At 42.1% G+C, this 26,106-nt stretch carries 20 protein-coding genes and 1 tRNA gene; 13 read left to right on the top strand and 8 right to left on the bottom strand.

Annotated elements, in window-relative coordinates; genetic code table 11:
• Nucleotides 1–32: 32 nt before the first annotated feature.
• Nucleotides 33–305, bottom strand: a complete 273-nt coding sequence (locus tag BUC07_RS09550) for a type II toxin-antitoxin system RelE/ParE family toxin (RefSeq protein WP_139279528.1) — start codon at nucleotides 303–305, stop codon at nucleotides 33–35.
• Between the two features lie 2 nt (nucleotides 306–307).
• Complete coding sequence (locus BUC07_RS09545) at nucleotides 308–508, bottom strand: hypothetical protein (RefSeq protein ID WP_073168795.1); 201 nt, start codon at nucleotides 506–508, stop codon at nucleotides 308–310.
• A gap of 540 nt (nucleotides 509–1,048) precedes the next feature.
• Between BUC07_RS09545 and BUC07_RS09540 the strand changes: the two genes are divergently transcribed.
• The 7 genes from BUC07_RS09540 to BUC07_RS09510 all read left to right on the top strand — a co-directional run bounded on the left by BUC07_RS09540 (nucleotide 1,049) and on the right by BUC07_RS09510 (nucleotide 6,178).
• Entirely contained in the window at nucleotides 1,049–2,443 is a 1,395-nt protein-coding gene (locus BUC07_RS09540; protein WP_073168793.1) for a tyrosine-type recombinase/integrase, read from the top strand.
• Nucleotide 2,444: 1 nt separating this feature from the next.
• The gene (locus tag BUC07_RS09535) at nucleotides 2,445–3,215 is read left to right on the top strand and encodes a hypothetical protein (protein WP_073168791.1); all 771 of its coding nucleotides are present in this window, start codon (nucleotides 2,445–2,447) and stop codon (nucleotides 3,213–3,215) included.
• Between the two features lie 112 nt (nucleotides 3,216–3,327).
• Nucleotides 3,328–3,621, top strand: a complete 294-nt coding sequence (locus tag BUC07_RS09530; RefSeq protein WP_073168790.1) for a helix-turn-helix domain-containing protein — start codon at nucleotides 3,328–3,330, stop codon at nucleotides 3,619–3,621.
• Nucleotides 3,622–3,627: 6 nt separating this feature from the next.
• Complete coding sequence (locus tag BUC07_RS09525) at nucleotides 3,628–4,983, top strand: hypothetical protein (RefSeq protein WP_073168788.1); 1,356 nt, start codon at nucleotides 3,628–3,630, stop codon at nucleotides 4,981–4,983.
• Nucleotides 4,973–5,287, top strand: a complete 315-nt coding sequence (locus BUC07_RS09520) for a hypothetical protein (RefSeq protein WP_073168786.1) — start codon at nucleotides 4,973–4,975, stop codon at nucleotides 5,285–5,287. Before BUC07_RS09525 ends, BUC07_RS09520 begins: the two co-directional genes overlap by 11 nt.
• A complete protein-coding gene (locus BUC07_RS09515; protein ID WP_073168784.1) occupies nucleotides 5,274–5,516 on the top strand; it encodes a hypothetical protein in 243 nt (80 codons plus the stop codon). The genes BUC07_RS09520 and BUC07_RS09515 overlap by 14 nt, the downstream gene beginning before the upstream one ends.
• A 23-nt stretch (nucleotides 5,517–5,539) precedes the next feature.
• Entirely contained in the window at nucleotides 5,540–6,178 is a 639-nt protein-coding gene (locus BUC07_RS09510) for a hypothetical protein (RefSeq protein WP_073168783.1), read from the top strand.
• A 153-nt stretch (nucleotides 6,179–6,331) separates the two neighbouring features.
• On the opposite strand, the gene BUC07_RS09505 is transcribed toward BUC07_RS09510, so the two are convergent.
• Nucleotides 6,332–6,405 (bottom strand) — tRNA-Met (locus BUC07_RS09505).
• Between the two features lie 296 nt (nucleotides 6,406–6,701).
• On the opposite strand from BUC07_RS09505, the gene BUC07_RS09500 reads away from it, so the two are divergent.
• The 6 genes from BUC07_RS09500 (at nucleotide 6,702) to BUC07_RS09475 (ending at nucleotide 14,108) form a co-directional block, all read left to right on the top strand.
• Nucleotides 6,702–7,079 (top strand): START-like domain-containing protein, encoded by a 378-nt coding sequence (locus BUC07_RS09500; protein ID WP_073168781.1) that lies wholly within the window; start codon nucleotides 6,702–6,704, stop codon nucleotides 7,077–7,079.
• Nucleotides 7,080–7,232: 153 nt separating this feature from the next.
• Nucleotides 7,233–8,729, top strand: coding sequence for an LptF/LptG family permease (locus BUC07_RS09495; RefSeq protein WP_073168779.1), 1,497 nt, complete (start codon nucleotides 7,233–7,235; stop codon nucleotides 8,727–8,729).
• Nucleotides 8,704–9,906, top strand: a complete 1,203-nt coding sequence (locus BUC07_RS09490; RefSeq protein ID WP_073168777.1) for a glycosyltransferase family 4 protein — start codon at nucleotides 8,704–8,706, stop codon at nucleotides 9,904–9,906. Before BUC07_RS09495 ends, BUC07_RS09490 begins: the two co-directional genes overlap by 26 nt.
• Entirely contained in the window at nucleotides 9,903–11,087 is a 1,185-nt protein-coding gene (locus tag BUC07_RS09485) for a glycosyltransferase family 2 protein (protein WP_073168775.1), read from the top strand. The genes BUC07_RS09490 and BUC07_RS09485 overlap by 4 nt, the downstream gene beginning before the upstream one ends.
• A 103-nt stretch (nucleotides 11,088–11,190) precedes the next feature.
• The gene (locus BUC07_RS09480; protein ID WP_073168773.1) at nucleotides 11,191–12,420 is read left to right on the top strand and encodes a bifunctional 3,4-dihydroxy-2-butanone-4-phosphate synthase/GTP cyclohydrolase II; all 1,230 of its coding nucleotides are present in this window, start codon (nucleotides 11,191–11,193) and stop codon (nucleotides 12,418–12,420) included.
• Nucleotides 12,421–12,566: 146 nt separating this feature from the next.
• Entirely contained in the window at nucleotides 12,567–14,108 is a 1,542-nt protein-coding gene (locus BUC07_RS09475; protein WP_073168768.1) for a sulfatase family protein, read from the top strand.
• Nucleotides 14,109–14,117: 9 nt separating this feature from the next.
• Here the strand turns inward: BUC07_RS09475 and BUC07_RS09470 are convergent, their stop codons facing one another.
• From BUC07_RS09470 to BUC07_RS09450, 5 genes are all read right to left on the bottom strand, one after another.
• A complete protein-coding gene (locus BUC07_RS09470; RefSeq protein ID WP_073168709.1) occupies nucleotides 14,118–17,600 on the bottom strand; it encodes a discoidin domain-containing protein in 3,483 nt (1,160 codons plus the stop codon).
• A gap of 293 nt (nucleotides 17,601–17,893) precedes the next feature.
• Nucleotides 17,894–21,208 carry a DUF5107 domain-containing protein gene (locus tag BUC07_RS09465; RefSeq protein ID WP_073168707.1) on the bottom strand — a complete coding sequence of 1,105 codons (3,315 nt, stop codon included), beginning with the start codon at nucleotides 21,206–21,208 and terminating at the stop codon, nucleotides 17,894–17,896.
• 14 nt (nucleotides 21,209–21,222) lie between these two features.
• Entirely contained in the window at nucleotides 21,223–22,614 is a 1,392-nt protein-coding gene (locus BUC07_RS09460) for a sugar porter family MFS transporter (protein ID WP_073168705.1), read from the bottom strand.
• A gap of 148 nt (nucleotides 22,615–22,762) precedes the next feature.
• Nucleotides 22,763–24,916, bottom strand: coding sequence for an alpha-galactosidase (locus BUC07_RS09455; protein WP_073168844.1), 2,154 nt, complete (start codon nucleotides 24,914–24,916; stop codon nucleotides 22,763–22,765).
• Nucleotides 24,917–24,943: 27 nt separating this feature from the next.
• Nucleotides 24,944–26,092 (bottom strand): DUF4998 domain-containing protein, encoded by a 1,149-nt coding sequence (locus tag BUC07_RS09450; RefSeq protein WP_083578189.1) that lies wholly within the window; start codon nucleotides 26,090–26,092, stop codon nucleotides 24,944–24,946.
• Between the last annotated feature and the right edge of the window lie 14 nt (nucleotides 26,093–26,106).

Genomic DNA, 26,106 nt, shown 5'->3' with positions numbered 1-26,106 from the left:
TTTTCCGAATTTCTTTAGTCTATAAAAAGGAATCAGAATAAGTCCGAATGAGTACCGGTGGCCATAAATAGTAAGGTAAGTTCTTTGTCGCTTTGATCCCAAACAAGAAGCCAGTCGGGTTTTAAATGGCATTCCCATAAACCGGCATACTGACCGGATAAAACATGAGTTTTATATTTGGGTGGCAATTTGCCGCTGGCTTGCAGAATATCAATTGCATGTTCAAGTTCGGAAAGATTATACCCTCTTCTTTTGCATCGCTTGACATCCTTTTTAAATCTGTTGGTAAATCGGATGGAATACATCACTAAAGACATTTATTGATGAGGTCCTTTGCGTTTTTAGCTTCCCAAACACGGCCATGTTTAACATCTTCCAGGGCCTCATCCAGTCCTTTGCTTTTCCGAATTTCCGATATTGAAACCACTTCGTTTAATGATTCCAGGAGGGCTACCAGCTTTTTGCCGGCCTTTGTTTTTTCGTTAATGGTAATGGTGTATGTTGCCATAGCTAAAAATCTTTATTGCAAAAATAGTAAACAGCGTTTAAAAAAACAGTGTTCGTTTACTTAAAAAATTGATAAATGCCAATTTTGACGAAAAACCAAAGAGAACCAGACACGGTTTTAGGTGACCGAGGAACAGGGGGTAAGTGCAACTGTAGTTTCTTTCAGAAAAGCCGGAGTTTTCAGACATAAGAAAAAAGGGAAGCACAAAATTGACTTCCCTTTGTTTTCAAGTAGCGAGAGGCGCGCCAATTTTTATTAACTCAAATGTTCAAAAAATATCCTTCAAAGTTACTGTAAACAGACACTTTCATCGTTTTTTAATATTTCCTTTTTACCTCATTGTAAAATAAAATATTACCTTTGTAAAGGGAATGTGTACCGTATGTGTACCACTTTTTATTTTAATAAATATCAGTTAATCAATGAATTATAAAAACAGGTATATCGAACAAAATTTGAAAAACGGTACACATACGGTACACACCTCTTATAATAATCTGAATTACAGCAAAATAAACTAAAACATAAAATCCTATTGTCATGGCAAATTATAGTTTTACACTTCGTAATCAGTACAAACCCGGTACGGAATCAATTCAAAAGGAAATCAGGGAAACGACCGATGCAAAAAAGAGAAATCGGAAATTTGAATCTATACTTTCAGATAAACAAGTCCCTATTCGATTAACCATAGGTTTTGACCGTTCACATCGTTTTCACTGTAAAACCGGAATGAAAATTTTGCCTAAACACTGGGACTTTGAAAAACGACAAATGAAATGGCAGGCAGCCGGATCGCAGAATTTTAACAAACGATTGAATGACTTAAAAGAAAACGTTCAGAATTACTATGATGAATTAATGTTGCTGGATGAGAAACCCAGCTATGAACAGTTAAGGGAACTGATTCAGGAATATGTTACCACCAACACCAAACCCAGGTTTTCAGAGAAAGAAAAATCATTCTTTGAAGTGTACGATGAATTTTTGGAAAGGAAATCAAAGGAACTTAGCCACAAAACAATTCAGAAATTCAATAGCTCAAAAAAGATGTTGGAAACATTCATAGGTAAATATTACAAGTATTTCAATTTCGATAATATTGATATAAACTTCATTGACAAATATAAATCCTACCTGCTTTATGAAGCATACAACCAAAAAACAAAATCAAAAGGTTATCGGGATGACACCGCTGCAAAATATGTTGAAAACCTGAAAAACTTTCTCCGTTGGAGCTATGAACGTGGTTTTCATTCAAACGACATATTCCAACATTCACAGTTCAGGGCAAAAAGGAATTATAACCTTGACATTGTAACGATGACAATTCACGAACTGAAAAAGTTTTATGAATATGATTTGAGAGAAACACCCAGTTTGGAACGTGCAAGGGATTTATTTTGTTTTCAGGCCTTCACCGGGCAAAGGTGGGGCGACATAGAAAATTTTGATAGGAAAGATTTACACACTGACACATGGATATTTGAGGCACTGAAAACCAGAAAAGAAACGATTATTCCACTGGTAGGATATTCAGCCCCGGCAATGGATATTTTGAAAAAATACAATTACGAACTACCAGCTATCAGCAATCAAAAAACAAACGATTATTTAAAACTTGCAGCAGCCAAAGCAAAACTAAACCGGGATGTTGAAATAAACCGTTCACAAGGCAATAAAAAACTGAACATTACCAAACAATTGCATGAGGTTATTTCTACTCACATGGCACGACGTACAGCCGTTTCAATCCTGTTAAACGTGTACCGTGTGCCGGTAAATCAGGTAATGGAAATTACAGGGCACACCGACTATAAAACCCTGAAACGATACATTGACAAAGACCGGGAATCATTGAGGACAAATTTAGAAAAGACACGCAGCGTTACCGATATTATGAAGGTAGTTAAACCGGAATCCAAAACTGCTTAAAATGGAATTGCTGAAAAAATACTTTGCTGGACATTTCCCGGACGACAAACAGTTTTGGAAAACTTTAAACGAAACAAGTCCGGTTAAAGATGAGGTGGAAAAACTTTGCGCTGAACATGGTATTTCAAAAAATACCGAAATCCTTAGCAAGCTATATTTTGTCGCAAAGGTTGTTCGTTTCCGTTCAGAGAATGTTACACCCAAACATGAGAATAAAAAAAACATGCAGTATAAAAGGGAATTGTTCAATCTTTTTATGCACCTGCTTAAAAAAAGAAGTACAACCACCACCGATAAACCAATATTTCAAACCCTCATTGCTAAAGAACACCACCGGAGCCACTATATAACAGACCCCGTTTTATTATCGCAGTATGAAGATTTTATTTTTGATACCGTTTCTGAAATGTTCATCGGGAAAAAGTGGAACCAGCTAAACCAGCATATTGAGTATGAAGGCAATTTTATTGATGAATCATTCCGGGTTAAAAACGATGAGAGAGGCCAAATAATAACAGAGGTGCAACAATGGTTAAATGAATTCGGCACACCCGAAAAGGGACTATTACGAAATCAATCATATTTCACTGGCTTGTTTCTTCGCAGCGTGAAAAAATTCATCAAAAGGGAAACGGATAGGAAATATGAATCAGATCGGCAACTTCATTTCTTTATGGGTAAACTTTGCGTACTCATTGGAATTCTGCACCCCGGCGACCGGGACCAAATTATCAAAGAAATTGAGAACAAACTACGTGCTGTAAATTCCTAAAAAATAACTACCTAAATAAACAAAAAAAAAATTGTATTACTTAGGTAGTAGTTTGTTTGTCAGGTGCTTACATTGAATTTATCTTTGGTGTAAATATTTAAAAAAATGACAAATGAATTTAACCGAATTACTTGAAAATCCTGCCAACAGTTTACGATTAGAGGTAAACGGTGAAGCATTACAGGACTTCGCTGTTCAAATTGCTGAACGTACCGCAAACCGTATCATTAAGGAAATCCAAACCCCGGACGATCCTATCAGTGAAAAAGAAGTTTGCACCATGTTTGGAAAAACCCGACAAACGTTAAGTAAATACCGCAAATGTGGTAAATTGAGATACCACAGGATCGGACGTGAAATTTATTATTTCCCAAAGGAATTAAAAGAAGACATGGCAAACTTCTAAACAGGCATGATTGTAGATTATCTGAAAATACATGACTTACCAGTCCCGGCGGATGAAATCCTGAACAATGACCGGCTGACATTTCCGCTTTCAAACGTCGCCACCACCGGCGAAATGATGAACCGGGCACAAGTGGCACACTGGAAAGAACTAAAGTTTGTGGTTAAAGGTGAAAAAGTCAGCATGAAGGGCAGCCCCCACAAGCACAAAGAAGGCGGCAGCAATTACCGGGACTTTTATCTGAATGATGTTAAGGAAACCATTGAGAAACTCGCTGAAACGTTCCAATTTGACGAACACAGGGCGTTTATTAATTTTATCGAAGTTGGTGTGAACATACCTTTGAATGACGATCCATCTAAATTGATAAAAACCCTGGTAATATACCGGAACAATCCATTTACACCGCTGCACGTTCAGGGCAAAGGGTTTGGCCGCAAATGTGAAACTCAAAGATTCACTATCAAAGTTTATAACAAATCATTACAGTATGGTTTACCTTATCACTTATTAAGGTTTGAGGTTAAAATCCATCGGATGAGGTATTTAAAAGAAAAATATAACTTGACCGGGTTAACACTTGCAGACCTGAAAGACCCGGCAACCTACGTACCATTAAAAAAAATGTTGCTGGATGTTTGGAACGGTATTTTATTATTTAATCCTGCAACTAAACCGGAATCAATTACAAACCCTAAAGACCGGCAACTATTCATTGAAGGCCGTTATCCTGAATTCTGGCAGGGATTGAATAAATACCAACGAACCCGAAAAAAGAAACGATTTATTGAACTTGCAGAGGGCGGAGAAATCAGCAAACAAATTGCTGAACTGATTGAAAAAAAATGCAACCTTCTAACCACTTTTAAACCTGAACCATTGAAAAAGAAAATGCAACCTTCTAACCACTTTGCAGAAACTGCAAAAAATGAAAAAATGCAACCTTCTAACACTACAATAAACAGTTATTTGGTTGCTCACTGTATAGTAACAGGACTTGAAATAAAACACCCTTCACCCTCAAAAAAATACCTCACACAAACAGACATAAAATGGTACTTTGAGAATGAGTATGGCAACTACCAGAAAAAACTCGAATCATTGTTAACCAAAAAATGGAAAACCCGAAATCAGTGTGAACCACTGGAAGCATGGTTTTCTGAAATTGCGCACAAAATACGGTGCAAATTAAGCAACCCTCGTCGGAACCCGGAAAACAACACATGGAATAGTTATGAGAATGTGGAAGGAAAAGGACTGAAACTTTGGCCGACCGAACAACTGGCCGATCCGGAAAAACTGGAATTGATAAAAAACAGACTTTCTGTAAACAACAAAAATTATCAAAAGTATGGGACTTAAAAAAGGAATGACCAACAACCCTAAAGGCCGACCGAAAGGAACCCGGAACCTTACCACCACAGAGGCCAAAGGGATTTTAAACGGAATTCTTAAACAGAATTTCACCCCGGCAAAGGTTAACCGGGACTTGAAAGAATTGGAACCCCGGCAACGACTGGACATGCTCACTAAATTATTATCCTTCACTTTGCCCCGGCCCACTGAAGGGACGCTGGATTTGAATTTTCAGAACCTTACAGACGAACAGTTAAACTATATTTTAGAAAACTTACTTCAAAAATCACAGCAAAATGATGAAGATTAGAGACCTGCCAAAAGAGGCTAAACTGCAAATCCTGAAAAAAATTAATTCAGGTGAAATGAAAGTTAAAGAAGGCATTTTTTTAGAAAACGGAGCCGAAAATGGAATGATTGTCATTACTCACAATGAGAAATACTATTCCGACAACAGTTTGAAACACGAACTATCACAGGAATTCATAAATAGTTACCCCGGCGGCATAGTCTTTATGCCTTGCAACAATCGTAAATAATTCACTTTTAAATAATTCACGACATGGAAGAAAAGAAAGAATTACTGTTCACAGACACTTACAAACAGAAGGCACTTGAAATTGTACACAACAAAGGATTGAGAATCTTACAGCTAATCAACCACCATTACAAAAATTTATCAATCGGGAACCTGAACCGCAAACGGCTGGAAGAAATTCTGCAAGGTAATTTTGAGACCATTGAGAAGAAAGTTTGGCAAACCGCTGAAAAAGATTTGCAGAACTACCAATCTAAATTTATTTCCGATGCACTCCGCAGAGAAGTTAAACAAGTACTGGAAGGATTTAAAGAACAGGCTGGACAACTCACAAAGAAATTCAGTGAAGCACGTTTTTTTGGCAGCCGGGATTTACCACTACTTGCAGAGAATTTCACAATTAAAAACGGTGAAATCCTTTTGACTGATGCAGACCTGGACTATCTGAAAAAAGAATATTGCAGCGTTTTTCTGGAATCCATTGAGCAGCGTAAACTGTGGGAAAAATTAAAACAGGCACAACTGCAGTTGCAGGAAATCAAAGATACTTTGAATGAAATGGAAGTTGATACACCCCTGTTTTTTATACAAGGTGTGGAACCTGGTTTTATTTCCGAAACCGAAAACGAAGTAATTTTGCACCCTGAAGAAATGGTTTTTTAAGGCGACATTACGCAACACTATAAAAAGGGAAAAGGGCGGCAACATTGTCGCCTTTTTTTGTACCCAAACATGGGAATGTGTACCGCATGTGTACCGTTTTAAAATAAAAAACCTGCAAATATTTCATTTACAGGTCTTTATTGTTTAAAAATGTAGCGAGAGGCGGACCCGAACCGCCGACCTCATGATTATGAATCATGCGCTCTAACCAGCTGAGCTACCTCGCCATTATTTCTTTACTGAACTTTAAGGATTGCCCCGCCGACCTTCCCGATTACAAATCGGGGCGCTCCCCGCCCGGATGACTCCGTTCGGACGGGGAACCAGCCGAGCTACCTCGTCATTATTTCAAATTTTTTAAAGCCTGGATTTGTTTCCCTGCCTCAAAATTTCGAGGTGCAAATATAGTATTTATTTTTTTTCAGCCTGATATTTCGTCTAAAAAATACTGCAAATAAAATAAGGGATTTAGCAGCCTGTTGTTTCTTAAAAACAGAATAACTATATTGCCAAAAAACAGGACATGGATGATAAAGTGAAAATTCAGCTTGAATATGTAGTTAACTGCTCTCCTAAAGTTTTGTATAACAGGTTGAGCACAGCATCGGGGCTTGCTGAGTGGTTTGCCGACGATGTGCGCGTTCAGGGCAAAAAATTTACTTTTATTTGGGAAGGTTCGGAACAATCTGCCGAAATTTCACTGCGTAAAGAAAACAAGCTGGTGCGTTTTACATGGCTCGACGGCGAAGATTCCTATTTTGAGTTCCGAATTTCGCAGGACGAACTGACCAACGATGTTTCGTTAATTGTTATCGATTTTGCCGAAGAGGATGAACGGGGAGAAACTACAGATTTGTGGAATTCTCAAATAGCCGATTTAAAACATATTCTGGGTTCATAAAATCATATGTTCTAAATTATTGCTTAATCAAAACCCTGAACTTATGCAAATGTGAAGTTTTAGACTTCAAAAAGATAACTTAACTTTTTTTTACTTTCAGGATTCTTAAAATACCTTAGTTTTGTACACGTTTCGGTAAAAGAAACTTTATATATGAAGCGGCTGCACTGGTACATAATAAAATCTTTTCTGGGGCCATTTTTTATGACCTTTTTCATTGTAGTATTTATACTGCTGATGCAGTTTTTATGGAAATATGTTGATGATTTGGTTGGGAAAGGGCTCGATTTTGCCGTGTTGGGCGAAATGATTTTCTATGCCGCTTTTGGTTTGCTCCCTTATGCATTTCCGCTGGCCATGCTGCTCGCATCGCTTATGACTTTCGGATCGCTGGGTGAAAATTACGAGCTGGTAGCCATGAAATCATCAGGTATTTCGTTACACCGGATTATGAAGCCCCTGTTCGTAATCGCCATAATTATTTCTGCTACAGCATTCTATTTCTCAAATAATATTTTACCACACACCAACCTGAAGTTTACAACTTTGCTGTGGAGTGTGAAACAGCAACGCCCCGAGCTTGTGCTGCAGGAAGGTGTATTTACCAATGAAATGGATGGCTACAGTATTCGCGTGGGAAGTAAAGACAATAACACAAACATGCTGAAGGACCTCCTCATTTACGACCATACCAACAACAAAACAAATGAGAGTGTTACTGTTGCCGATTCCGGTTATCTGCGGATTACAGAAGACAAAAAGTTTATGGTGCTGAATCTTTATAATGGCGTAAATTATTCGGAAACCGCCCGCAGCAGAAAAGAGCAGGACAAATTCCCATTCAGGCGCGACCGCTTTGATGAACAAACCATCAGGGTAAAAGTACGTGGGTTTGATTTTAACCGGCGTGACGACCGTATTTTTAAGAATACTTACCGGATGCTGAATATTGATCAACTCAGGTTCATGGAAGATTCGCTTGGCAACGATTACAAAAAGAGGCTGAATAAATTTATCATGGAAATCAACCTGAATTCGGCTACTATTTCCAAAATTTACAACTTAACAGTTTCGCACGATTCGCTTAAACGCGATATTCAGATTCAGCCCGATTCAATTTTTGATTTCGATGAATTTTTTGAACGCCAGGATAATTGGGTGAAAGCTGAAATCACGCAAAGTGCCCTGAGTGCTGCCAGGGGCAATGTGCAAACCCTCAATATGTACGACGACCAGCTTTACAACCGGAAAAAAACACTCAACAAGTATTCCATGGAGCGGCATAAAAAATATACCCTTTCGCTGGCAGTGCTTATCTTCTTTTTTATTGGAGCCCCATTGGGGGCCATAATCCGGAAAGGTGGTTTGGGTATGCCTGTTGTAATTTCTATTTTAATGTTTATTGCCTATTATATCATATCGATGACCGGTGAAAAATCGGCCCGTGAAGATGTTTGGGATATGGCGGGCGGAATGTGGTTTTCTACCTTTGTATTTTTACCCCTGGGGATTTGGCTTTCCTATAAAGCAGCTACCGATGCGGCACTTATGAGCGCCGAAACATACAGTAAATTATTCAGTAAATTAGGGATTGATAAGTTAACCCGAAAGTTTAGCAAAAAAAATGAAGATACTTCAGGTAACCAATAAAGTACCATTCCCTGCAAAAGACGGCGGGGCCATTGCCTGCATGAACATGACCAGCGGTTTTGCACTTCTCGGCCATGAGGTTACCGTTTTGGCAATGAACACCGTAAAACACCACATTGACAGTAATGAAATTCCAGAGACGGTGCAGGACTGGGCGCAGTTTCGCCTGGTTGATGTGCCGGCACATACATCGGGGTTTGCAGCTTTATTCAATTTGTTATTTTCAGGAAAACCTTACAATGCTGTGCGTTTTATTTCAAAATCATTTTCCTGTGAGTTGAAAAAAGTTTTGCAAGAAAATGAGTTTGATGTGGTGCAGCTCGAAGGATTGTATGTTTGCCCCTACATTCCGCTTATCCGCAAGTATTCCAAAGCAAAAATAACTTATCGTGCCCACAATATTGAACACGAAATATGGGAACGTACTGCAGCGCTTTCGAAAGGAATAAAGAAGATCTACCTGAAAATTCTGGCCAAACGCATAAAAACATTTGAAAAAGGATTTTTGAACGATTATGATTTATTGGTACCAATTACCGAGCGCGACGGGGAAATTCTTAATCGGTTGGGGAATAAGAAACCGGTGCATGTTTCTCCCACAGGAATCGATACCAACGTCCTTTTCCCGCATTCGAAAAATTTGGAGCATCCGTCTCTTTTTCACATAGGATCGCTGGAGTGGGCTCCCAATCAGGAAGGATTGATTTGGTTTATTGAAAAATGCTGGCCGTTGATCCATCAAAAATTTCCGGATTTGAACTTTTACATTGCCGGCCGGAATGCACCCGATTGGCTGACGCGCTATTTTAATGCGCCTAATATTGTTTTTAAAGGTGAAATACCGGACGCTTACCAGTTCATGAATTCAAAATCGATAATGGTTGTACCCCTGTTTTCGGGCAGTGGAATGCGAATTAAAATTATTGAAGGAATGGCCCTCGGGAAACCAATTGTTACCACTCCAATCGGTAATGAAGGCATCTCGACAACTTCGGGCGAAAATATTCTGATTGCCAACGATGAAATTGAATTTGTGAATGAAATCGGGCGACTGGTAAACGACCAGGGACTTTACGACAGGATTAGTCGTAACGCCATTGAGTATATCCACGAAAAATTTGATAACTTAGCCCTTGCCGGTGCTTTGGCCCGGTTTTATAAAGAGCATACCGAATGATTTTGAAGCTATTTTTCTGGCTGCTTTTATTTCTTCTTTTTTACACCTTCGTGGGGTATGCATTGGTTTTGTATGTAGCGGTTCAATTGAGAAAACTCTTCCTCGGCAAAAAGAAAAAAAATACAAATGATTACGAGCCCGAAGTGTGCCTTTTTGTAACCGCTTACAATGAAAAAGATTATGTTGCACAGAAAGTGGAAAATTCGTTTCAGCTCGATTATCCCAAAAATAAGGTGCAGTACATTTGGGTAACTGACGGCTCAGACGACGGAACACCCGAAATACTAAAAAATTACAGTAATCTTGAAGTTTACCATCAGCCCGAACGGCGTGGGAAAATGAATGCCATGAACCGCGGGATGCAATTTGTGAAGGCACCTGTTGTAATTTTTTCCGATACCAATACACTGCTAAGTAAAAATACTGTTCGCAGTATTGTGGCCGAGTTTGCCAACCCGGAAACCGGTTGCGTGGCCGGCGAAAAACGCATTATTGAAAAACCATCAGATGCTGCAGCAGCTGCCGGAGAAGGGTTGTACTGGAAATTTGAATCGTGGGTAAAAAAACTGGATGCAGAATTAAATTCCGCTGTGGGAGCAGTGGGCGAGCTTTTTGCCATCAGGAGGGAGCTTTTCGAAGAAGTGGAAACGGATACCATTCTCGATGATTTTATTATTTCGTTGCGCATAGCACTGCGCGGCTACAAAATTTCATACACACCTGATGCCTACGCAGAAGAAACGGCTTCATTAAATGTTAAAGAAGAATTAAAACGGAAAATCAGAATTGCCGCCGGAGGAATTCAGGCGCTTTTCAGGTTAAAATCGCTGCTGAACCCTTTTCAGCACGGGGTGCTGTCCTGGCAATATGTGTCGCATAAAGTGCTGCGCTGGACCATCGCACCTCTTTCGTTGTTTTTACTTTTCGTATTCAATGCTTTTATCGTTTGGCAAAATAATGCATGGAGTCAACCTGATTTTTACACCCTGTTTTTCTGGTTTCAGGTGTTGTGTTATTTGCTGGCAGCTATAGGGTGGTATTTCGAAAACCGGAAAATCAGGTTTAAAATCCTTTTTATTCCCTACTACTTTTTATCCATTAATTATGCCGCATTAAGAGGAATTTTAAGATACTTCAGGGGAGGTCAGCCTGCAGGGTGGGAAAAATCAAAAAGAGCATAAGTTTATAATTTTTCAGTGTTATTTTTAATCTGTCCGGCGACGGATATCATTCTTTTCTCGATATTTTATTGTAATTTTGCAGCTGATTTAAAGAAGATATTTCATGACTGATGATATTAAACTGAATACAATTCCCGAAGCAGTTGCTGCTATTAAGAAAGGCGAACTGGTAATTGTGGTAGATGATGAAGACCGCGAAAATGAAGGTGATTTTATTTTTGCCTCTGAATTAATTACCCCCGAAGTTATTAATTTCATGACCATTCACGGGCGTGGTTTAATTTGCGTTTCCCTCACCGAAAAACGCTGCAATGAGCTCGATCTGGATTTAATGGTTGGGCAGAATACTTCGTACCACGAAACCCAATTTACTGTTTCAGTAGATGGCATCCACCCCGATGTTACTACCGGTATTTCGGCCAGTGACCGGGCAACTACTATTAAAATGCTGGTGGACAGAAATACCAAACCAGCCGAACTTGCACGGCCGGGGCATATTTTCCCGCTAAAAGCAAAAGACCGGGGTGTATTACGCCGTAGCGGCCACACCGAGGCGGCTGTTGACCTTACCCGCCTGGCAGGGCTTTATCCATCCGGAGTTTTGGTTGAAATAATGAACGAGGACGGAACCATGGCGCGCCTGCCCGAACTCATGAAACTGGCCCAAAAATTCAACTTGAAAATCGTATCGATAAAAGACCTGATTTCGTTCCTTTTTCAAAGCGAAAGTTTAATTGACAGGGGCGAAAAAGTCAAACTTCCCACGCAATTTGGCGAGTTTTCGATTATTCCATTTCGGCAGAAATCGAACGGCGCCGAGCATGTGGCACTGATAAAAGGCGAATGGGATGTAAATGAGCCAATTATGGTCAGAGTGCATTCTTCATGCATGACCGGAGATATTTTTGGCTCACTGCGTTGCGAGTGTGGCGACCAGTTACATAAATCGATGGAGATGATCGACAAAGCCGGGAAAGGCGTAATTGTTTACATGATGCAGGAAGGCCGCGGAATTGGTTTGCTGAATAAAATTGCAGCCTACAAGTTGCAGGATCAGGGAATGGATACCATTGATGCCAATATTCACCTGGGATTTAAAGCCGATGAACGCGATTATGGCGTAGGCGCACAAATTTTGCGTAACCTGGGGGTTACCAAAATGCGCCTGCTTACCAATAACCCGGTGAAACGCGTTGGCATAGAAGGTTTCGGGCTTGAAGTTGTGGACACACTGCCCATTGAAATTGAGCCCAATGAGCATAACCAGAGATACCTGAAGACAAAACGCGACCGAATGGGGCATCACCTGCGTCATTTCAATTACGACCAGTAGAAATTGTCTCTTCTTTGAAAAATAAACTTCTGGAATTTTTTCAAAAGTTGGTTTTTCCTTTGATTATATTTTGCAAATAATATTAGTTTTGTTTCGCGAAGTAATAATCAATGTAATTTATTCTAAGTTTTTAAACCATCAGAATTATGACCCGGAATTTAACCGTGATTTTAGCCCTGTTTTTTATTGCCCAGACCTCCTGTAAACAAACCGAAGAACCAGTTGAACAGCCCAATATTTTGTTTATAATGACTGATGATCATTCTTTCCAGACCATCAGTGCCTACAGCGATAAACTGATTGAAACACCCAATCTCGACCGGATTGCCGATGAGGGAGTTATTTTTACGAACGGTTTTGTGGGGAATTCCATCTGTGCGCCCAGCCGCGCTACGTTGCTTACCGGAAAACACACGCATGTAAATGGTCAGATTAACAACCGGGTTACATTCGACGGTTCACAGGTAACCTTTCCAAAGCTGCTGCAGCAAGCGGGCTACCAAACGGCCATGATTGGCAAATGGCACCTTAAAAGTGACCCAACCGGTTTCGATTACTGGAACATACTGCCGGGCCAAGGCGAATATTATAATCCCGATTTTATTGAAATGGGCGAGAAAAAGCAGGTGGAAGGTTACTGCACCACACTAACTACCGATTTTGCGCTGGACTGGCTCGATGGAAGAGACAGTGAAAAGCCGTTTTGCCTCTTGCTTCACCACAAAGCACCACACCGCACATGGCAGCCCGATACAATTCATTTCGATGAATTCAGGGGAAAAACCTATCCGGTACCGGATAACTTTTTTGATGATTATGAAGGACGTACAGCAGCGGCAGAACAAAAACTGAGCATCCGGGAAAACGATATGGATATTCGGTACGACCTAAAAATGCAGGATGAGCGAATTGAATCGCGCTTCCCGGGAATGGATCACACGGCCCGGATGAACGAAAAACAAAAAAAGGCATGGGAAGCCCATTACAATCCGATTAGAGAGGATTATCTTGAACGAAACCTGCAGGGTAAAGAACTGGATATTTGGAAATATCAGCGCTACATGCAGGATTACCTGGCCTGCATTCGGTCGGTTGACGAAAATGTAGGCAGGGTACTCGATTACCTCGAAGAAAACGGACTGGATGAGAATACACTGGTGGTTTACACGTCCGACCAGGGGTTTTACATGGGCGAGCACGGCTGGTTCGACAAACGGTTTATGTACGAAGAATCACTGCGCACTCCACTGCTCATGCGGCTCCCCCGTGGATATTCTGCAAAAGGAGAGGTGACAGAAATGGTTCAGAATATAGATTACGCACCCACTTTTCTCGATTTTGCTGGTGTGGAGATCCCTTCCGAAATTCAGGGAAAATCAATGAAACCACTTCTTGCAAATGAGGAAAATGTGGAATGGCGCGATGGCATTTATTACCACTACTACGAATTTCCGAATGAGCACATGGTGAAACGTCATTACGGCATCCGGACAGACAGGTACAAACTCATTCATTTTTATTACGATATTGATGAATGGGAATTTTACGACCTGGCAACCGACCCGGATGAGATGAATAATTTGATTGATTCGCAGGAACATGCCGCGCTCATCGACAGCCTGAAAACTGAGCTTGTCAAACTTCAGGAGAAATACAATGATAATGATACCGATCGCTCAACATATTAACGCAGCCGATTATTCCACAACAAATTTAATCCGGTAGGTGGTAGCTGAGTTCTGGTTTTTTAGCAGCATGAGATAAATCCCCGGCTCAAATCCGTTCAAACTGAATGAATGTTTCGGTGAAACATGGCTGAAACGGCCGGCATCCACAATTTTGCCCGTCAAATCTATCATTTTGTAGTTCCATTGTGGAGAACCCTGTCCGGCGGGCAGTTCTACCGTAATTTGCTCATTGGCCGGAATGGGGTAAGCCCCTGTTTCAGCCAACTGTTGCATTTTACTTGTGGTACTGTTTTGGGAAATACAACCCACAAAATCCAGTTCAGCAACAGTGGTAAACGGATTTCCGTTTTGTTCTGACAACGACCTGAATTTCACAAACTGGCCGGATTGTGCTTCAAAATCAATTTGCTTCCTTCCTGCGCCTGACTCGAAAGCACCTTCAGCAACGGCCTCGCCCCAGTTGTTGGTGTTGTTCGAAACATACAGTTCAAAATTTTTTACGCGTCCGTTAGCACTGCTTTGCCTCGGCAAATAGTTCAACTGGCTGATTTGATAATCACGGCCGAGATCGATTTGAATTTCGTGTGGCTGCCCCGGTTCACTGTAGTACCATTCGGTATGCCAGAATGAATCAGGATCTCCGTCGAATGCATTGGCAGCTGCCCCGTCTTCTCCAACAGTCTCCTCGCTGTCAACATAAACCAGCGACCAATCTTCTTTATTCAGTTCAGCTGGGTTTCCGCAATCGTTCACCGACGGGCAGGTGGTTGTGGAAACCATTTCATGAATTGTTTTCGACCAGGTTTCGCCATCCTGTTCAACCGTGAGGGTTACATCATAAGTTCCGGGATTTCCCAAAGCTACTTTGGGGTTGCGGATGCCGGCATCGCTTATGTAGGCTGGTTCCGGTGTGATTTCCCAGTTCCATTGGGCACCTTCATGGTTTAAAATGGAATGATCGTTAAAATAGAGCGTATCCTCCATGCAATTGTAGAAAGGCTTTTCCACCCACGGATTTACAATTGGCTGAAACGTGGTTTCTGCGAGGGACGATTCCCAGATGCCGGCATTCCCGGCAACGCGCACTTTGCTGTCGCGGTAAAACGGAAGCGCCAGGTTCACAGTCATGCCGGCAGGGTAGTGGCTGTTGAATTCATTCCAGTAGGGTTGCCCTTCATAACGGTAAAACACTTTCGACCGTGAGCCGTTTTTTGAGTTGGTAAATAAATAGACCAAATCTGTTTCGTCAGGAGTTGGCTGAATAACCATGCATTTGGTATATTCGTTGAGCCCGCTGGTATAATCGGTCCATGTGTCGCCACCGTCTTCCGAAACAAAAATTTTACCGGCATCGGCCGACCACATTCCATTTTGCAGGCACACATAAATTTTGTCTTCGTTAAAAGGCGAAATCACGAAAAACAGTTTTCCTCCCCACGACAAATCGCCGTACTGGCCATTGGTTAAAGCAGATTTGTGTTCCCACAATTTCCCACCGTCGTTACTGCGGTAGAGGCCTTTTCCAACCACATCGGCATAAAAAACGTCCGGATTTTTATGGCTCACCTGCAGGTAGCGCACCCGGTCGGGAAACTGGTGCAAAAGGTCGAAGTTTTCGCCGGCATCGGTGCTTTTCCAAAATCCATTTCCTTCTCCCAAATAAAGCGTTCCGTAATAATTGGGATGATGAACCAGGTTGCTGCGCCTTCCGCCATATTCATCCATATTGGGAAATTTGCTGAAAATAAAGCGTCCTTCGGGCAAACTTTCGGCTGTTTTGGGAAGAATCCAGCCGTTTCCCAGATCATTAAAAGCCACGTGCCGGCTTTTCCCTTTTATCACCCAGCCGGTAGGCGATTCGGCACCACCCATGCGAAGTGCTTTTTCGTCGTAAAAATCGGCAATTGCCGTGTTGCCGTTATGGTAGCGTCCGCCAACAATCAGGTCTTCATTCCATCCCTGGTCGAATCCCCACATATCGGAACCCACAATTCCTTGTGTGCGCGACGAGTAGTTGGCCAAATCGGTAAAGTAGTCGGTGGAAAAATTCATCCCCCCATCGGTAGCCACCCAGGTTTCCCCATTGGGAAGAATCTGCATGTCCTGAATATCGGGGTGAATGGGGAAATCACCGCCGTACCCGCCTGTTTTTGAGAAGTTGTAACCTCCGTCAGTTGATTTAAACAGGGTACATGTTCCCCAAAATACAAGATTTTCGTCGTTGGGAGAAGCCTCAAGAACCAAATCGAAGTAGCCCTGACCGTTGGTAAAACCGCCGAGACCTCCTTTCTGTATGGTTTGCCCTTTTTTTGTTTCTTCCCAGCTGAATGTTCCATTGGAGTTTTCACCTTTTATGATAAATGGTATTCCCTCTCCGTTTTCCCTTGCCAGAAGTGTAACATAAAGCAACGATGGATTGGCTGGTGTAACAGCAAGCAAACCTCCCGATTCTTCGGGGTAGGTGGAAGGAAAATTGTCATCAACGTTAAACGAGCGCCCTGTATTTTCTGAAACGATTACCTGGAAAACTCCTGCAAGGTTTTTTGTTAAAGCATAGATTACCGACGGATTATCAGGTTTAAATTCTACGTCCCAAACTGCGTTGCTCCATTTTCGCGACCAGTTTTCACCGCTATCTTCAGTCATAAAAAATCCAGAAGATGATGCAGCGATTATAATGTCAGGGTTTTCGGGGTGAATTTTCAGGCGTACCGCACCAAATTGTTCAGAAGGTTGCAGCAATGGCATCCATGTTTGGCCGCCATCGGTTGTTTTGTGCATCTGATTTCCGGCAGAAACATAAACGGTGTCGGCATTTTCGGGATGAATGGCTACGGCTGGTGCACCACCACCAAACGGATAGTTTTTTCCCAGAAGTTCCCAGGTCAACCCTTTGTTTATGGTTTTACTTATGTAGCCGGTTTCGGTACCGCAATACAGGACATCGGGATTGGTTTTCGAAACGTCGAATGCATACACATTGGCCTGCCACGGGCACTGTTTCGGATCGCCTTCGGGCGTTTTAAAAGCTTCGTTCAGGTTGGTTTCGTTTTGCCAAAACGTTTCTTTTGGTCCGAGAAACTGCCAGTTGGATGGATCTGATTGTGCCGATTTTTGAGAAAAGAGTGCTTTTTGCTGTTCATTGAACTGCTTCTTCCGGTAAGTTTCCACATCCGGTAAAATTATTTCCCCATCTCCATCGGCATAGTTTTCAATGACTCTTCTCCACAACTTGTAGTATTTGATAACTGGCGATTTTTCATTGCTGTTTTTGAGCCTGTAACTGTTGAAATCATTTTCTATTTCATGAAGATTTACCGGAAATTCGTAAAGCATTTTTTTCCAGCCGGTGTAAGTTTCGTTGAAAGCCGGTTTGTAAACTTTATCAATTCCCGGGAGGTCATCGTAAGGAGTAAACTGAGTTTGGGAATTAATACTTTCTACACAGCAAAAAATCAATACTACGAAAAGGGAAAAATGAATTTTCAACATATCTTTATTTTCAAAAATCAGGAGGCAAAATAAAAGAAAACCCGCTAAAAAACGGGCTTTCTTGTAAATTAAATTGAGTTAAATCTTGAGTGAATTAGAATTCTTTAAGAGTGAGCAATGTAAATGAATTAAATCATTTACTTAAAGATATAATGAAGATTTGTGTTGTCAAGTTTTTTTTAATCTATTTACATTTTCGTTGATAATTTAAATTATGAACAGAAACACTATTCTGTTACTTTGGTCTTAATAAAGTACTTCCCAAAAATCAATTATTTTTCATCATAATCAGATTAAAACTTCCCCCTAGCCATGGCCAGGTGAATCTGCGCGCCTGGATGAGCCTGATCCAGTTTTATCACTTCCGATAAATATTGAATCGCTTCTTCAGCCTGCCCTAAACCGAGACATCCCAGTCCGGCCAGGTATTTACAATGAATCCGGTTACGCGCATCCAGGTCGGCATCCCAAATCAGCAGGTCGGGCAGCGACACGGCGAAATAATCGATTTTGATGTGATCATCGATATGTTTCAACCCAAAATTGATAAGTTTGTTGAATCTGATTTCTGCCTCTTTTTTCCGGCCCAGTTTCAAAAGTGCCAGTCCTTGGTAAAAAATGGTATCGGGCTGCGGGTCGTTGTAAAAAACGGCGGCAGCCGGTTCGCTCATCCCGTTCGATGCCATTTCCCAACACCGAGTCGCCTCCTCCGTTTTCCCATTTTTTTCGAACGCTACACCCATCCAGTAGTTTATGTCGTTCTCCTGTCTCACAGTCAATTTTCCTTCACCGAGGTTTTCGGGATACACTTTTACTTGTTCCAAAAGTTCCAGGGCTTTTGTGTATTCTCCGTTTTTTATAGCTTTTTTCGCAATCTCGGTTAAACTAAAAACATACTGGCCCGACACTTTTCCTTCGCCGCCTTCCCACGGATGGAATTTCCGCTTCATCAGCAGTTCAAAAGCTTTTTCAAACTGTCCCAAAAGGTTGTTCAACGTCACCCGTTCGAGATACAAATCATCGCGGTCTTCCACAAGGGGCAGGTGCTTTTCAAGCATTTCCAGCCGTGGTTCCGGCTTTCGATTCAGCCGCTTGTACAACTGATCCAACTCAAACAAAATCCGGGAGTCGGTTTCATCGAGCGCGAATGCAGCTTCCAACTCTGCCAAAGTTTTTTTACCGTCCTGCTTTTTGTTGAAATAAGCCAGCGCCAGGTTTCTCCGGACAGTCGGTAAACGGTCGGTAATATTTCTTGAGGTTTCCCAGCAGGAAATGGCCTCATCGTAATTTTTGGCATCGTACCAATAATTACCGAGATAAAACCACGCTTTAAAGTCTTCGCTGTTTTTTTCAACAGTCCAGGTCAGCGCTATCAATGCTTCCGGCTGGTTGGGGAAACAAAAACCGGGACTGGCCTTTGCCGCGGTTTCCAAAATTTCCCTGGACTTTTCTTCCATCCCGGCTTTGTAAAAAAACCAGGCATTGAAGTAAAAGGCCAACGGGTAAACATTCCCGGTTTGTTCACGGATGCCTGTTTCGATAAACTGAATGGCTTCGTCGTTTAAACCGGCAAACGCATAATCGAGGGCAAATTCGATGTAATTGTGGATGTTTCCCCGAATCAGGCCGGTTAACTCAGCCCTGACAGAGTTCGAAACCCTGTCAGGGCTAAAGAGCTCTTTCTCATACAACACGCCAAAGTTGAACCGGTCCAGTTCAAGCGATTCATCAGCCAATCGACGAGCTTTTTCCAACCGATCCAATTTACGGAGAATTGCCACTTTCAGATGACGGGCTTTGTGGTTGTGCATGTTTCTGCTGAGTGAACGGTCGATGAGATCGAGCGCTTCCTCCCAATTTCGTTTTTTCATAGCAAGCCGCGCCAGTTGAAAGTAACCGCTGTCCTGCCAGGCTGCATTCCACACCGACTTGTAAAATGCACCGTACGCTTCTTCATCCTTCTCCTGGTAAAGCAATGCCAGCCCGAGATTAAAAAAAGGTTCGCCGTCAACCGGATTGGGATTACGTTTAGTGAGGGTTTGAACGGCAGTGCGGAAATATTTTTCGGCTTTGGCAAACTGCCCCCTGCGCAGGTACCACAATCCCAGCGCATTGTTACACCGGCTGTCGCCGGGGTCGCGGTTCAGTGCCTCCTCGAAATACGGACGCGGATCGTAGGTGGCATGACGGTATTGTTCGAGGTGCAGACCGGTGAGGTACAACTGCTCGTTGCTTTCAATGTCCTGCGGCTCTTTGGCGGCTTTGGCCGGTGCCGGAACCTCTTTTTCGCTATTCGGTTCGGGACACCAGTCAACCAAAACTTTCCCTTCGACTGTTTTTACGGCAACATAAAGTTCTTCCGTTTTCACACCGAAAGGCAATTCCACCGTTTTTTCAAACGAAGTATCCGGGTGGAAATCGAATGATTCTTCCACTAAAATCCGATCACCGCAAGCCAGCAACACTTTCCCGGCAGGATAGGAAGCCGTGGTGTAAGCTTTAATCGTTGCCTTGCCATTTTCGACTTCAAGATTTACCATCGCCTCTTTGGTGGCATTTTTTACCACACCCAAATCACGGTAGGGCATAAAATACTGGCTGAACGACTTTTCCTCTCCAGGCATCAACCACGAAAAATCGGGCTGGTTGTCGGTATAAACACCGCACATCAGTTCGATGTAGGGGCCGTCTTCATCAGTGAGGTTGCGGTCCCAGGCGTGGCCGAAATCGCCGTTCCCCCAGGTCCACTGTTTTTTCCCTGGCGAGATGTGATGGTTGGCCACATGCAGCAGTCCGCCTTTGGAATCGTGTTCATAGCCGCCCACAAAATCGTATTTCGAAGTGATGGCCATGTACGAGGTTGGCACCGGGATATTTTTGTAGCGGGAAATGTCGGTGCCGGGCGAATAATCGACTTTATAATACGTTCCTTTTGCGATGGGAAATTCCGAAACATCGCGCTTGCCATGGTCGAACACGGCGTGCACGTCGGGCGGGAAAACCGACTGGTATTCGTCGTTCACTTTCACCGCCGGGTTGGCCCACCACAAAAAGGTTTGCGGATGGTTGGTACGGTTGTAAAGTTTCACCTTGATTTCCAGGTAGGCTTTGTCAGGATAAAGCGTAAAACCCGCCATTCCGCGGGTGCGGAACATGCGTTCCACTTCGCTGCACCAAACTGTTATGCTGCCATCGGGGTTTTCCTCGATGGTATAATCCACCGGTTCGAAGGTGGAGGGCCGATGGTGCTGGGGCCAATTGAATTCGATACCGCCTGAAATCCAGGGGCCGGTGAGGCCAACCAGCGCCGGTTTAATCACCTGGTTGTAATAGACAAAATGCCGGTTTTTGGTTTTATCGAAAGCCATCTGAATGCGCCCGCCCAACTCAGGCAGGATCATTATTTTTAAATAATCGTTTTCCAAAAAAACGGCATTCCATGCTTTATCCTCTTTTTTATCCAAAATTTTCTCAATCACCGGATGCGGATATACTACACCGCTGCTACCCTGGTAAACACGCTTTCCCAGAAACATGGGGTTTTTCTCCGGTTCTCCAATTCCGTAGGTTGGGATCACAACCTTTTCATTCCAGGCTTTTACAATCATCTTGTAATCTATTCTTAATTGGTAATACTTTTTTCTATCTCTTCCAGACTTCTTCCCTTGGTTTCAGGAAGTTTTTTCAGGATAAACAAAAACCCTGAAATACTTATGACGGCATACAGCCAAAACGTTCCCGATGCATTCAGCGCTTTATTCAGGAGGGGGAACGTGTAGGTGAGCCCAAAAGAAGCTAACCACAGTGAGGTGGTGGCCAGTGCCATGGCAGTACCGCGCACCCTGTTGGGAAAAATCTCGGAAAGGATCACCCAGGTTACGGGCGCCAGTGTGAGCGCATAGGTTGCGATGGCCAAAACAACCAGCGTTAAAATGACGAATCCCTGGATTCCGAGATGATAGCTTCCGCCCAAAACAACATAAATGACAGCCAGGCTCAGCGAACCAAGCAACATTAGTTTGCGGCGGCCCCAACTGTCAACCATGCGCATGGCCACCAGGGTAAATACCAGATTCACCGAGCCGGTAATTACAATATTCAACAGCATGTCGGAAACAGAATAACCGGCAGAAGTAAAAATCTCTTCGGCGTAGTTGAAAATGACGTTTATTCCACACCACTGCTGAAAAGCTGCCAGCACAATTCCGAGCACCAAAACAGGCCGTATCCTTTTTGCTTTCAGCATTTTCCAGTCGATTTTATGCGATGCGTCTTTTAATGTTTCGGCAATGTTTTTTTCTTCGTTCAGGGAATATTCAGTGCCTCCAATTTTTTCAAGAATTTTTAACGAAGCCTCTGTTTTTCCTGTTTTTGCCAGAAAACGCGGGCTTTCGGGAATTAAAAACGCGAGTAAAAAGAAGGAGACTGCCGGTATGGTCTCTGCCCAGAACATCCAGCGCCAGCCCGTTTGTCCGTTCCACGACTGCCGGATAAATTCGTCAGTTGCCCCGTCGGGAACTTTTTCGGCAATCAGGTAATTGACGATTTGCGCCGCCAGGATGCCGATCACAATGGTTAACTGGTTCACCGCCACCAGCCTTCCGCGAATGGGAGCAGGCGAAACTTCTGCGATGTACATGGGCGAAGTGGCCGAAGCAATACCGATGGCCAACCCACCCAGCAGGCGATACACGATGAACGGAGTAAACATGCTGGCCGCACCTGTTCCGATGGCCGACAACGTAAACAGCGAAGCGGCAAATATCAACGGCACTTTTCGTCCAAAACGGTCGGAAAGGTAGCCAGAAAACAAGGCGCCGAACAGGCAGCCAATCAGCGCGCTGCTCATGGCCCACCCTTGCAGGCCGGGCGATTGCGTGATATCAAAAAAACGTTCGTAAAAAGGTTTGGCCCCGCCGATGACCACCCAGTCGTAACCGAACAGCAACCCGCCCATGGCCGAAACCAACGTGATTCCGATAATAAATCGTTTGTTGAATTTTACTTCTGTCATAGTTGCTTTGTTTTAGGCATAAAAATAGCGCATCGTATTATTTTAACTATAGTCTTTTTAAATTTACAGACCTTTAGTTTATGCTGAGCAGGCACCCAAACAATTTGGTGGTCAGTACAAATTTGAAAAATTACCGCTCCTTTTTTTCTTATTGTTTCGTTAGTTTAAATATTTTACTTTTAAAAGCGCCCGCCACAGGAAAAACAATTCCTTTATCCATAAGAAGTTGACCGGTAAAAGGGGTTTCCAAGCCTTCGATTTTATACAAAGCATCAGCTTGTAATCCCCTCAGTTGAATCTCTTTTGAACGTTTCGTCTCGGAAATCGCATTATTCGGATATTCAGCCAGGTTATATACAAAAACAATGGATTCAGACTTATCTTTATTGACATATTGTAATACGCTACTGTTATTTTCGTAAGGGGAAATTAACCTGTAGTGGTCTCCAAACTGCACCGTTTCACGTATTTCTTTATAGCTGAAAATTTTTTCTTTTGCAATCGCCTTTTCCTCTTCTGTCCACTTGGTAATATCGTAACCAATACCCAATACGCCACACATTGAAACGTTGAACTTAAAGTCCAAAGGATGATTTTGACGATGCCAGTCTTCACGTGTTACCCAACTAATCATTGTATTTGCCGGAAAAGCATTTAGATAAGAATGTTGAATAAAAATTCTGTCCACAGGGTCAGTATTATCACTTGCCCAGTTGAAATCCATGCGAGACAACATTCCCAAATCAATTCGTCCACCACCACTGGCACAGTTTTCAAACCAAACATCGGGGAATTCCTGACGCAAAGATTCTATCAGACGATACAGATTTTTCACATATTTAATACGTACACTGCGCTGTTCATCAGTATTTGCAGAAGGGAATCCCGGATCCGTCAACGATTTGTTCATGTCCCACTTAATAAATTTTATATTGTTTTCCTTTAATAATTTATGGAAGCTGTTGTACAGGTATTCGTAAACATCCTCGCGGGCCAGATTCAACATCAGTTGATTTCTGCCTGTGTGGCGTGTACGATTTGGGTAGTGATAGACCCAGTCCGGATGTGCCCTGTAAAGGTCACTGTTAGGATTTACCATCTCAGGTTCAATCCAGATGCCAAAGTCAAGGCCCATATCATTTATTTTGTCAATCATTGGCTTCAGGCCATTGGGAAATTTATTTTTATCCACAGTCCAATCACCTAATCCTGCATGATCATTTACTCTGCCTTTAAACCAGCCATCGTCAATCACAAACATTTCTACGCCTATCTCTTTAGCAATTTTTGCCAAAGCCAGCTGGTGTTCCTCGTTTACATTAAAGGCGGTAGCATACCAGCTATTGTATAAAACAGGGCGTAACTCATTGCGATGCTTTTTTGGCAAGATTTGTTCCCTGGTATAAGAAGCGAGGTTTTGCGAGACACCTTCCATTCCTTTTTCTGTATAACCAGCAAGCATTTTGGGAGTAGTAAAAATTTCTCCGGCTTTAAGATTTATATCCTGATCCCAGAAGTTTATGCCGGAAACTACCTGCACTTCACCATAGGCTGATTTTTCAAAATCTACACGCCAGTTTCCACTGTAAATTAATGAGCCATACCACACTTTTCCATTGTTTTCACTCTTTTCTCCTTCAGGACGGATGGCAAAAAAGGAAGAACCGAACGAACGGAAATCTTTTACTTGCAATGTTTTTAATCCCTGAGTAAGCCGGGTTTCATTGGGTTGAAACTCATGTCCCCATGTGCCGGAAAGATGGGTAAGGTAATAATTGTCTTTCGGCAAGAAAAAACTTCCCGATTGTGCATTTTCAATTTTAATAATCTCATTTTTCCTTTTTCCGGTGTTTTTTACTTCGGTCCATTTTTCAATGAGATCGTATTCGGGAAGCACGCGGATGTATTCAGTCACCATCAGTGGATAAAACACATCTTTCTGTTTGATTATCAAAGTAGAATATCCATCAATTGTAGTGATATTTGCATCAACAAAAGTAAGTTCAATATCTCTTACACCGTCGGCAAAAATTACCTCAAGCATTGGTGTTGTATTTGAATATCCTCCACGAACAGGCAATTCATCTTTCCATTGATTTTTGAGGTGTTTGACATCCTGGACCCTGTTCCCAAAGTAGGTCATATTTATAGAGCCGGCATCGGTTACTGATATTTGGTAAAGAGATGAATTTGTATAGATTGACCAGGCAGTATTGTCATTATTTTTTTCAATAACATTAGATTGAGCAAAAATAACATTTGCCAGGCTAACTAAAATGATTAGAATGATTCCTTTTTTCATGAAAATAATTTTATTTATTATATACATTTATTCCTGAATTACTTGTCCGTAAACATTTATTTCAGACAGAAAAGCAAAACTATCTGGTCCTTCAACAGCTTCATACTTTATAAATTTGCATTCGGGCAGAGATGAAAAATAATACATTTGTCCATTATCACTTTGTGAATCAAAGTCGAAGGGTCCCCAACTTTCAAAATTAATTCCATCCAGACTGGTATAGATTTTAAATTTGGTTTGTCCATTTCCGTTACCTTGTCGCCTGAAACATTCAACTTTATCAAATTTTACCATCTTTTTCATATCAACTATGAAATAATGCGGATAATCAGGTACATCTCCCGAATACTGACTATGCCAAAATGTTCCAATATTATCATCAATTGCAAATGATGCAAGGTAGCTTGGGGCAGCTTCACTTGAAAAGTCAGTAATTTCCCAATCTGCTTTATCAATTTTTTCACTTTGGAACTCGATGAAATTTGGTAGTAAAGTCGATTCAAACTGCGAAGTGAATGTATCAATTGCATTTGGTTCCGGAATATAAAATGAACGGTAATCCATTTCTCCTTCCGATTTCCAGTCTCTGATTACAATCCTGTCATCTTCTGGCAGCAGCATTTTCGTAGTAAGTTCGTCTGAGGTATTTTCATACGCTACTTCTGTTCCAACATATCCTTCTCCCTGGGTTCCCCATGTTACTACAACAGAATCGATGGTGCCCCCGCCTTCAATCGTTGACACCGGGCGGTTGGTTAACGAAGATTCATACACATCGCCGTAAGCCGAGCCGGTTACCTGTTTTTTTACGGAACGGTTTCCGTCCCTGTCGATGTTGTAGGCATAAAACAGGTACGATTTTTCATCGAGATTGTCAATAGTAACGTAAACTGAGTCAACGGGCGTATTCAGTGAAACATCCAACGACTGGCTATTCATTTCGCCGGCATCTTCCCATTCAACAATGCTTCTTTGAATGTTGTTGCCGTTATAAACCAGCCATTTCAGCTGAATGCGGTTCCTTCCCGGCATGGTTTGGAGGGTATCAGGAACATTGGCGTAAATAATTTCGCCATCCTTAACGAAATCTGCATGGACGTCTTCCATTTTGTCGCACGACATGAATGCCATTGCAGATATCAGGAATAATATTGTTGTTTTAAAAATGTATTTCATATTAAATCGTTTTA

The organism is Tangfeifania diversioriginum (assembly GCF_900141875.1).
Classification (GTDB): domain Bacteria; phylum Bacteroidota; class Bacteroidia; order Bacteroidales; family Prolixibacteraceae; genus Tangfeifania; species Tangfeifania diversioriginum.
Note: the sequence above shows the minus strand (reverse complement) of the source record. Positions and strands in the feature narration are given on the sequence as shown.

What these genes read in the sequence shown, in the direction of transcription:
- BUC07_RS09550 (WP_139279528.1), bottom strand. Translation starts at nt 305, where the DNA reads ATGTATTCCATCCGATTTACCAACAGATTTAAAAAGGATGTCAAGCGA.
- BUC07_RS09545 (WP_073168795.1), bottom strand. Translation starts at nt 508, where the DNA reads ATGGCAACATACACCATTACCATTAACGAAAAAACAAAGGCCGGCAAA.
- BUC07_RS09540 (WP_073168793.1), top strand. Translation starts at nt 1,049, where the DNA reads ATGGCAAATTATAGTTTTACACTTCGTAATCAGTACAAACCCGGTACG.
- BUC07_RS09535 (WP_073168791.1), top strand. Translation starts at nt 2,445, where the DNA reads ATGGAATTGCTGAAAAAATACTTTGCTGGACATTTCCCGGACGACAAA.
- BUC07_RS09530 (WP_073168790.1), top strand. Translation starts at nt 3,328, where the DNA reads ATGAATTTAACCGAATTACTTGAAAATCCTGCCAACAGTTTACGATTA.
- BUC07_RS09525 (WP_073168788.1), top strand. Translation starts at nt 3,628, where the DNA reads ATGATTGTAGATTATCTGAAAATACATGACTTACCAGTCCCGGCGGAT.
- BUC07_RS09520 (WP_073168786.1), top strand. Translation starts at nt 4,973, where the DNA reads ATGGGACTTAAAAAAGGAATGACCAACAACCCTAAAGGCCGACCGAAA.
- BUC07_RS09515 (WP_073168784.1), top strand. Translation starts at nt 5,274, where the DNA reads ATGATGAAGATTAGAGACCTGCCAAAAGAGGCTAAACTGCAAATCCTG.
- BUC07_RS09510 (WP_073168783.1), top strand. Translation starts at nt 5,540, where the DNA reads ATGGAAGAAAAGAAAGAATTACTGTTCACAGACACTTACAAACAGAAG.
- BUC07_RS09500 (WP_073168781.1), top strand. Translation starts at nt 6,702, where the DNA reads ATGGATGATAAAGTGAAAATTCAGCTTGAATATGTAGTTAACTGCTCT.
- BUC07_RS09495 (WP_073168779.1), top strand. Translation starts at nt 7,233, where the DNA reads ATGAAGCGGCTGCACTGGTACATAATAAAATCTTTTCTGGGGCCATTT.
- BUC07_RS09490 (WP_073168777.1), top strand. Translation starts at nt 8,704, where the DNA reads ATGAAGATACTTCAGGTAACCAATAAAGTACCATTCCCTGCAAAAGAC.
- BUC07_RS09485 (WP_073168775.1), top strand. Translation starts at nt 9,903, where the DNA reads ATGATTTTGAAGCTATTTTTCTGGCTGCTTTTATTTCTTCTTTTTTAC.
- BUC07_RS09480 (WP_073168773.1), top strand. Translation starts at nt 11,191, where the DNA reads ATGACTGATGATATTAAACTGAATACAATTCCCGAAGCAGTTGCTGCT.
- BUC07_RS09475 (WP_073168768.1), top strand. Translation starts at nt 12,567, where the DNA reads ATGACCCGGAATTTAACCGTGATTTTAGCCCTGTTTTTTATTGCCCAG.
- BUC07_RS09470 (WP_073168709.1), bottom strand. Translation starts at nt 17,600, where the DNA reads ATGTTGAAAATTCATTTTTCCCTTTTCGTAGTATTGATTTTTTGCTGT.
- BUC07_RS09465 (WP_073168707.1), bottom strand. Translation starts at nt 21,208, where the DNA reads ATGATTGTAAAAGCCTGGAATGAAAAGGTTGTGATCCCAACCTACGGA.
- BUC07_RS09460 (WP_073168705.1), bottom strand. Translation starts at nt 22,614, where the DNA reads ATGACAGAAGTAAAATTCAACAAACGATTTATTATCGGAATCACGTTG.
- BUC07_RS09455 (WP_073168844.1), bottom strand. Translation starts at nt 24,916, where the DNA reads ATGAAAAAAGGAATCATTCTAATCATTTTAGTTAGCCTGGCAAATGTT.
- BUC07_RS09450 (WP_083578189.1), bottom strand. Translation starts at nt 26,092, where the DNA reads ATGAAATACATTTTTAAAACAACAATATTATTCCTGATATCTGCAATG.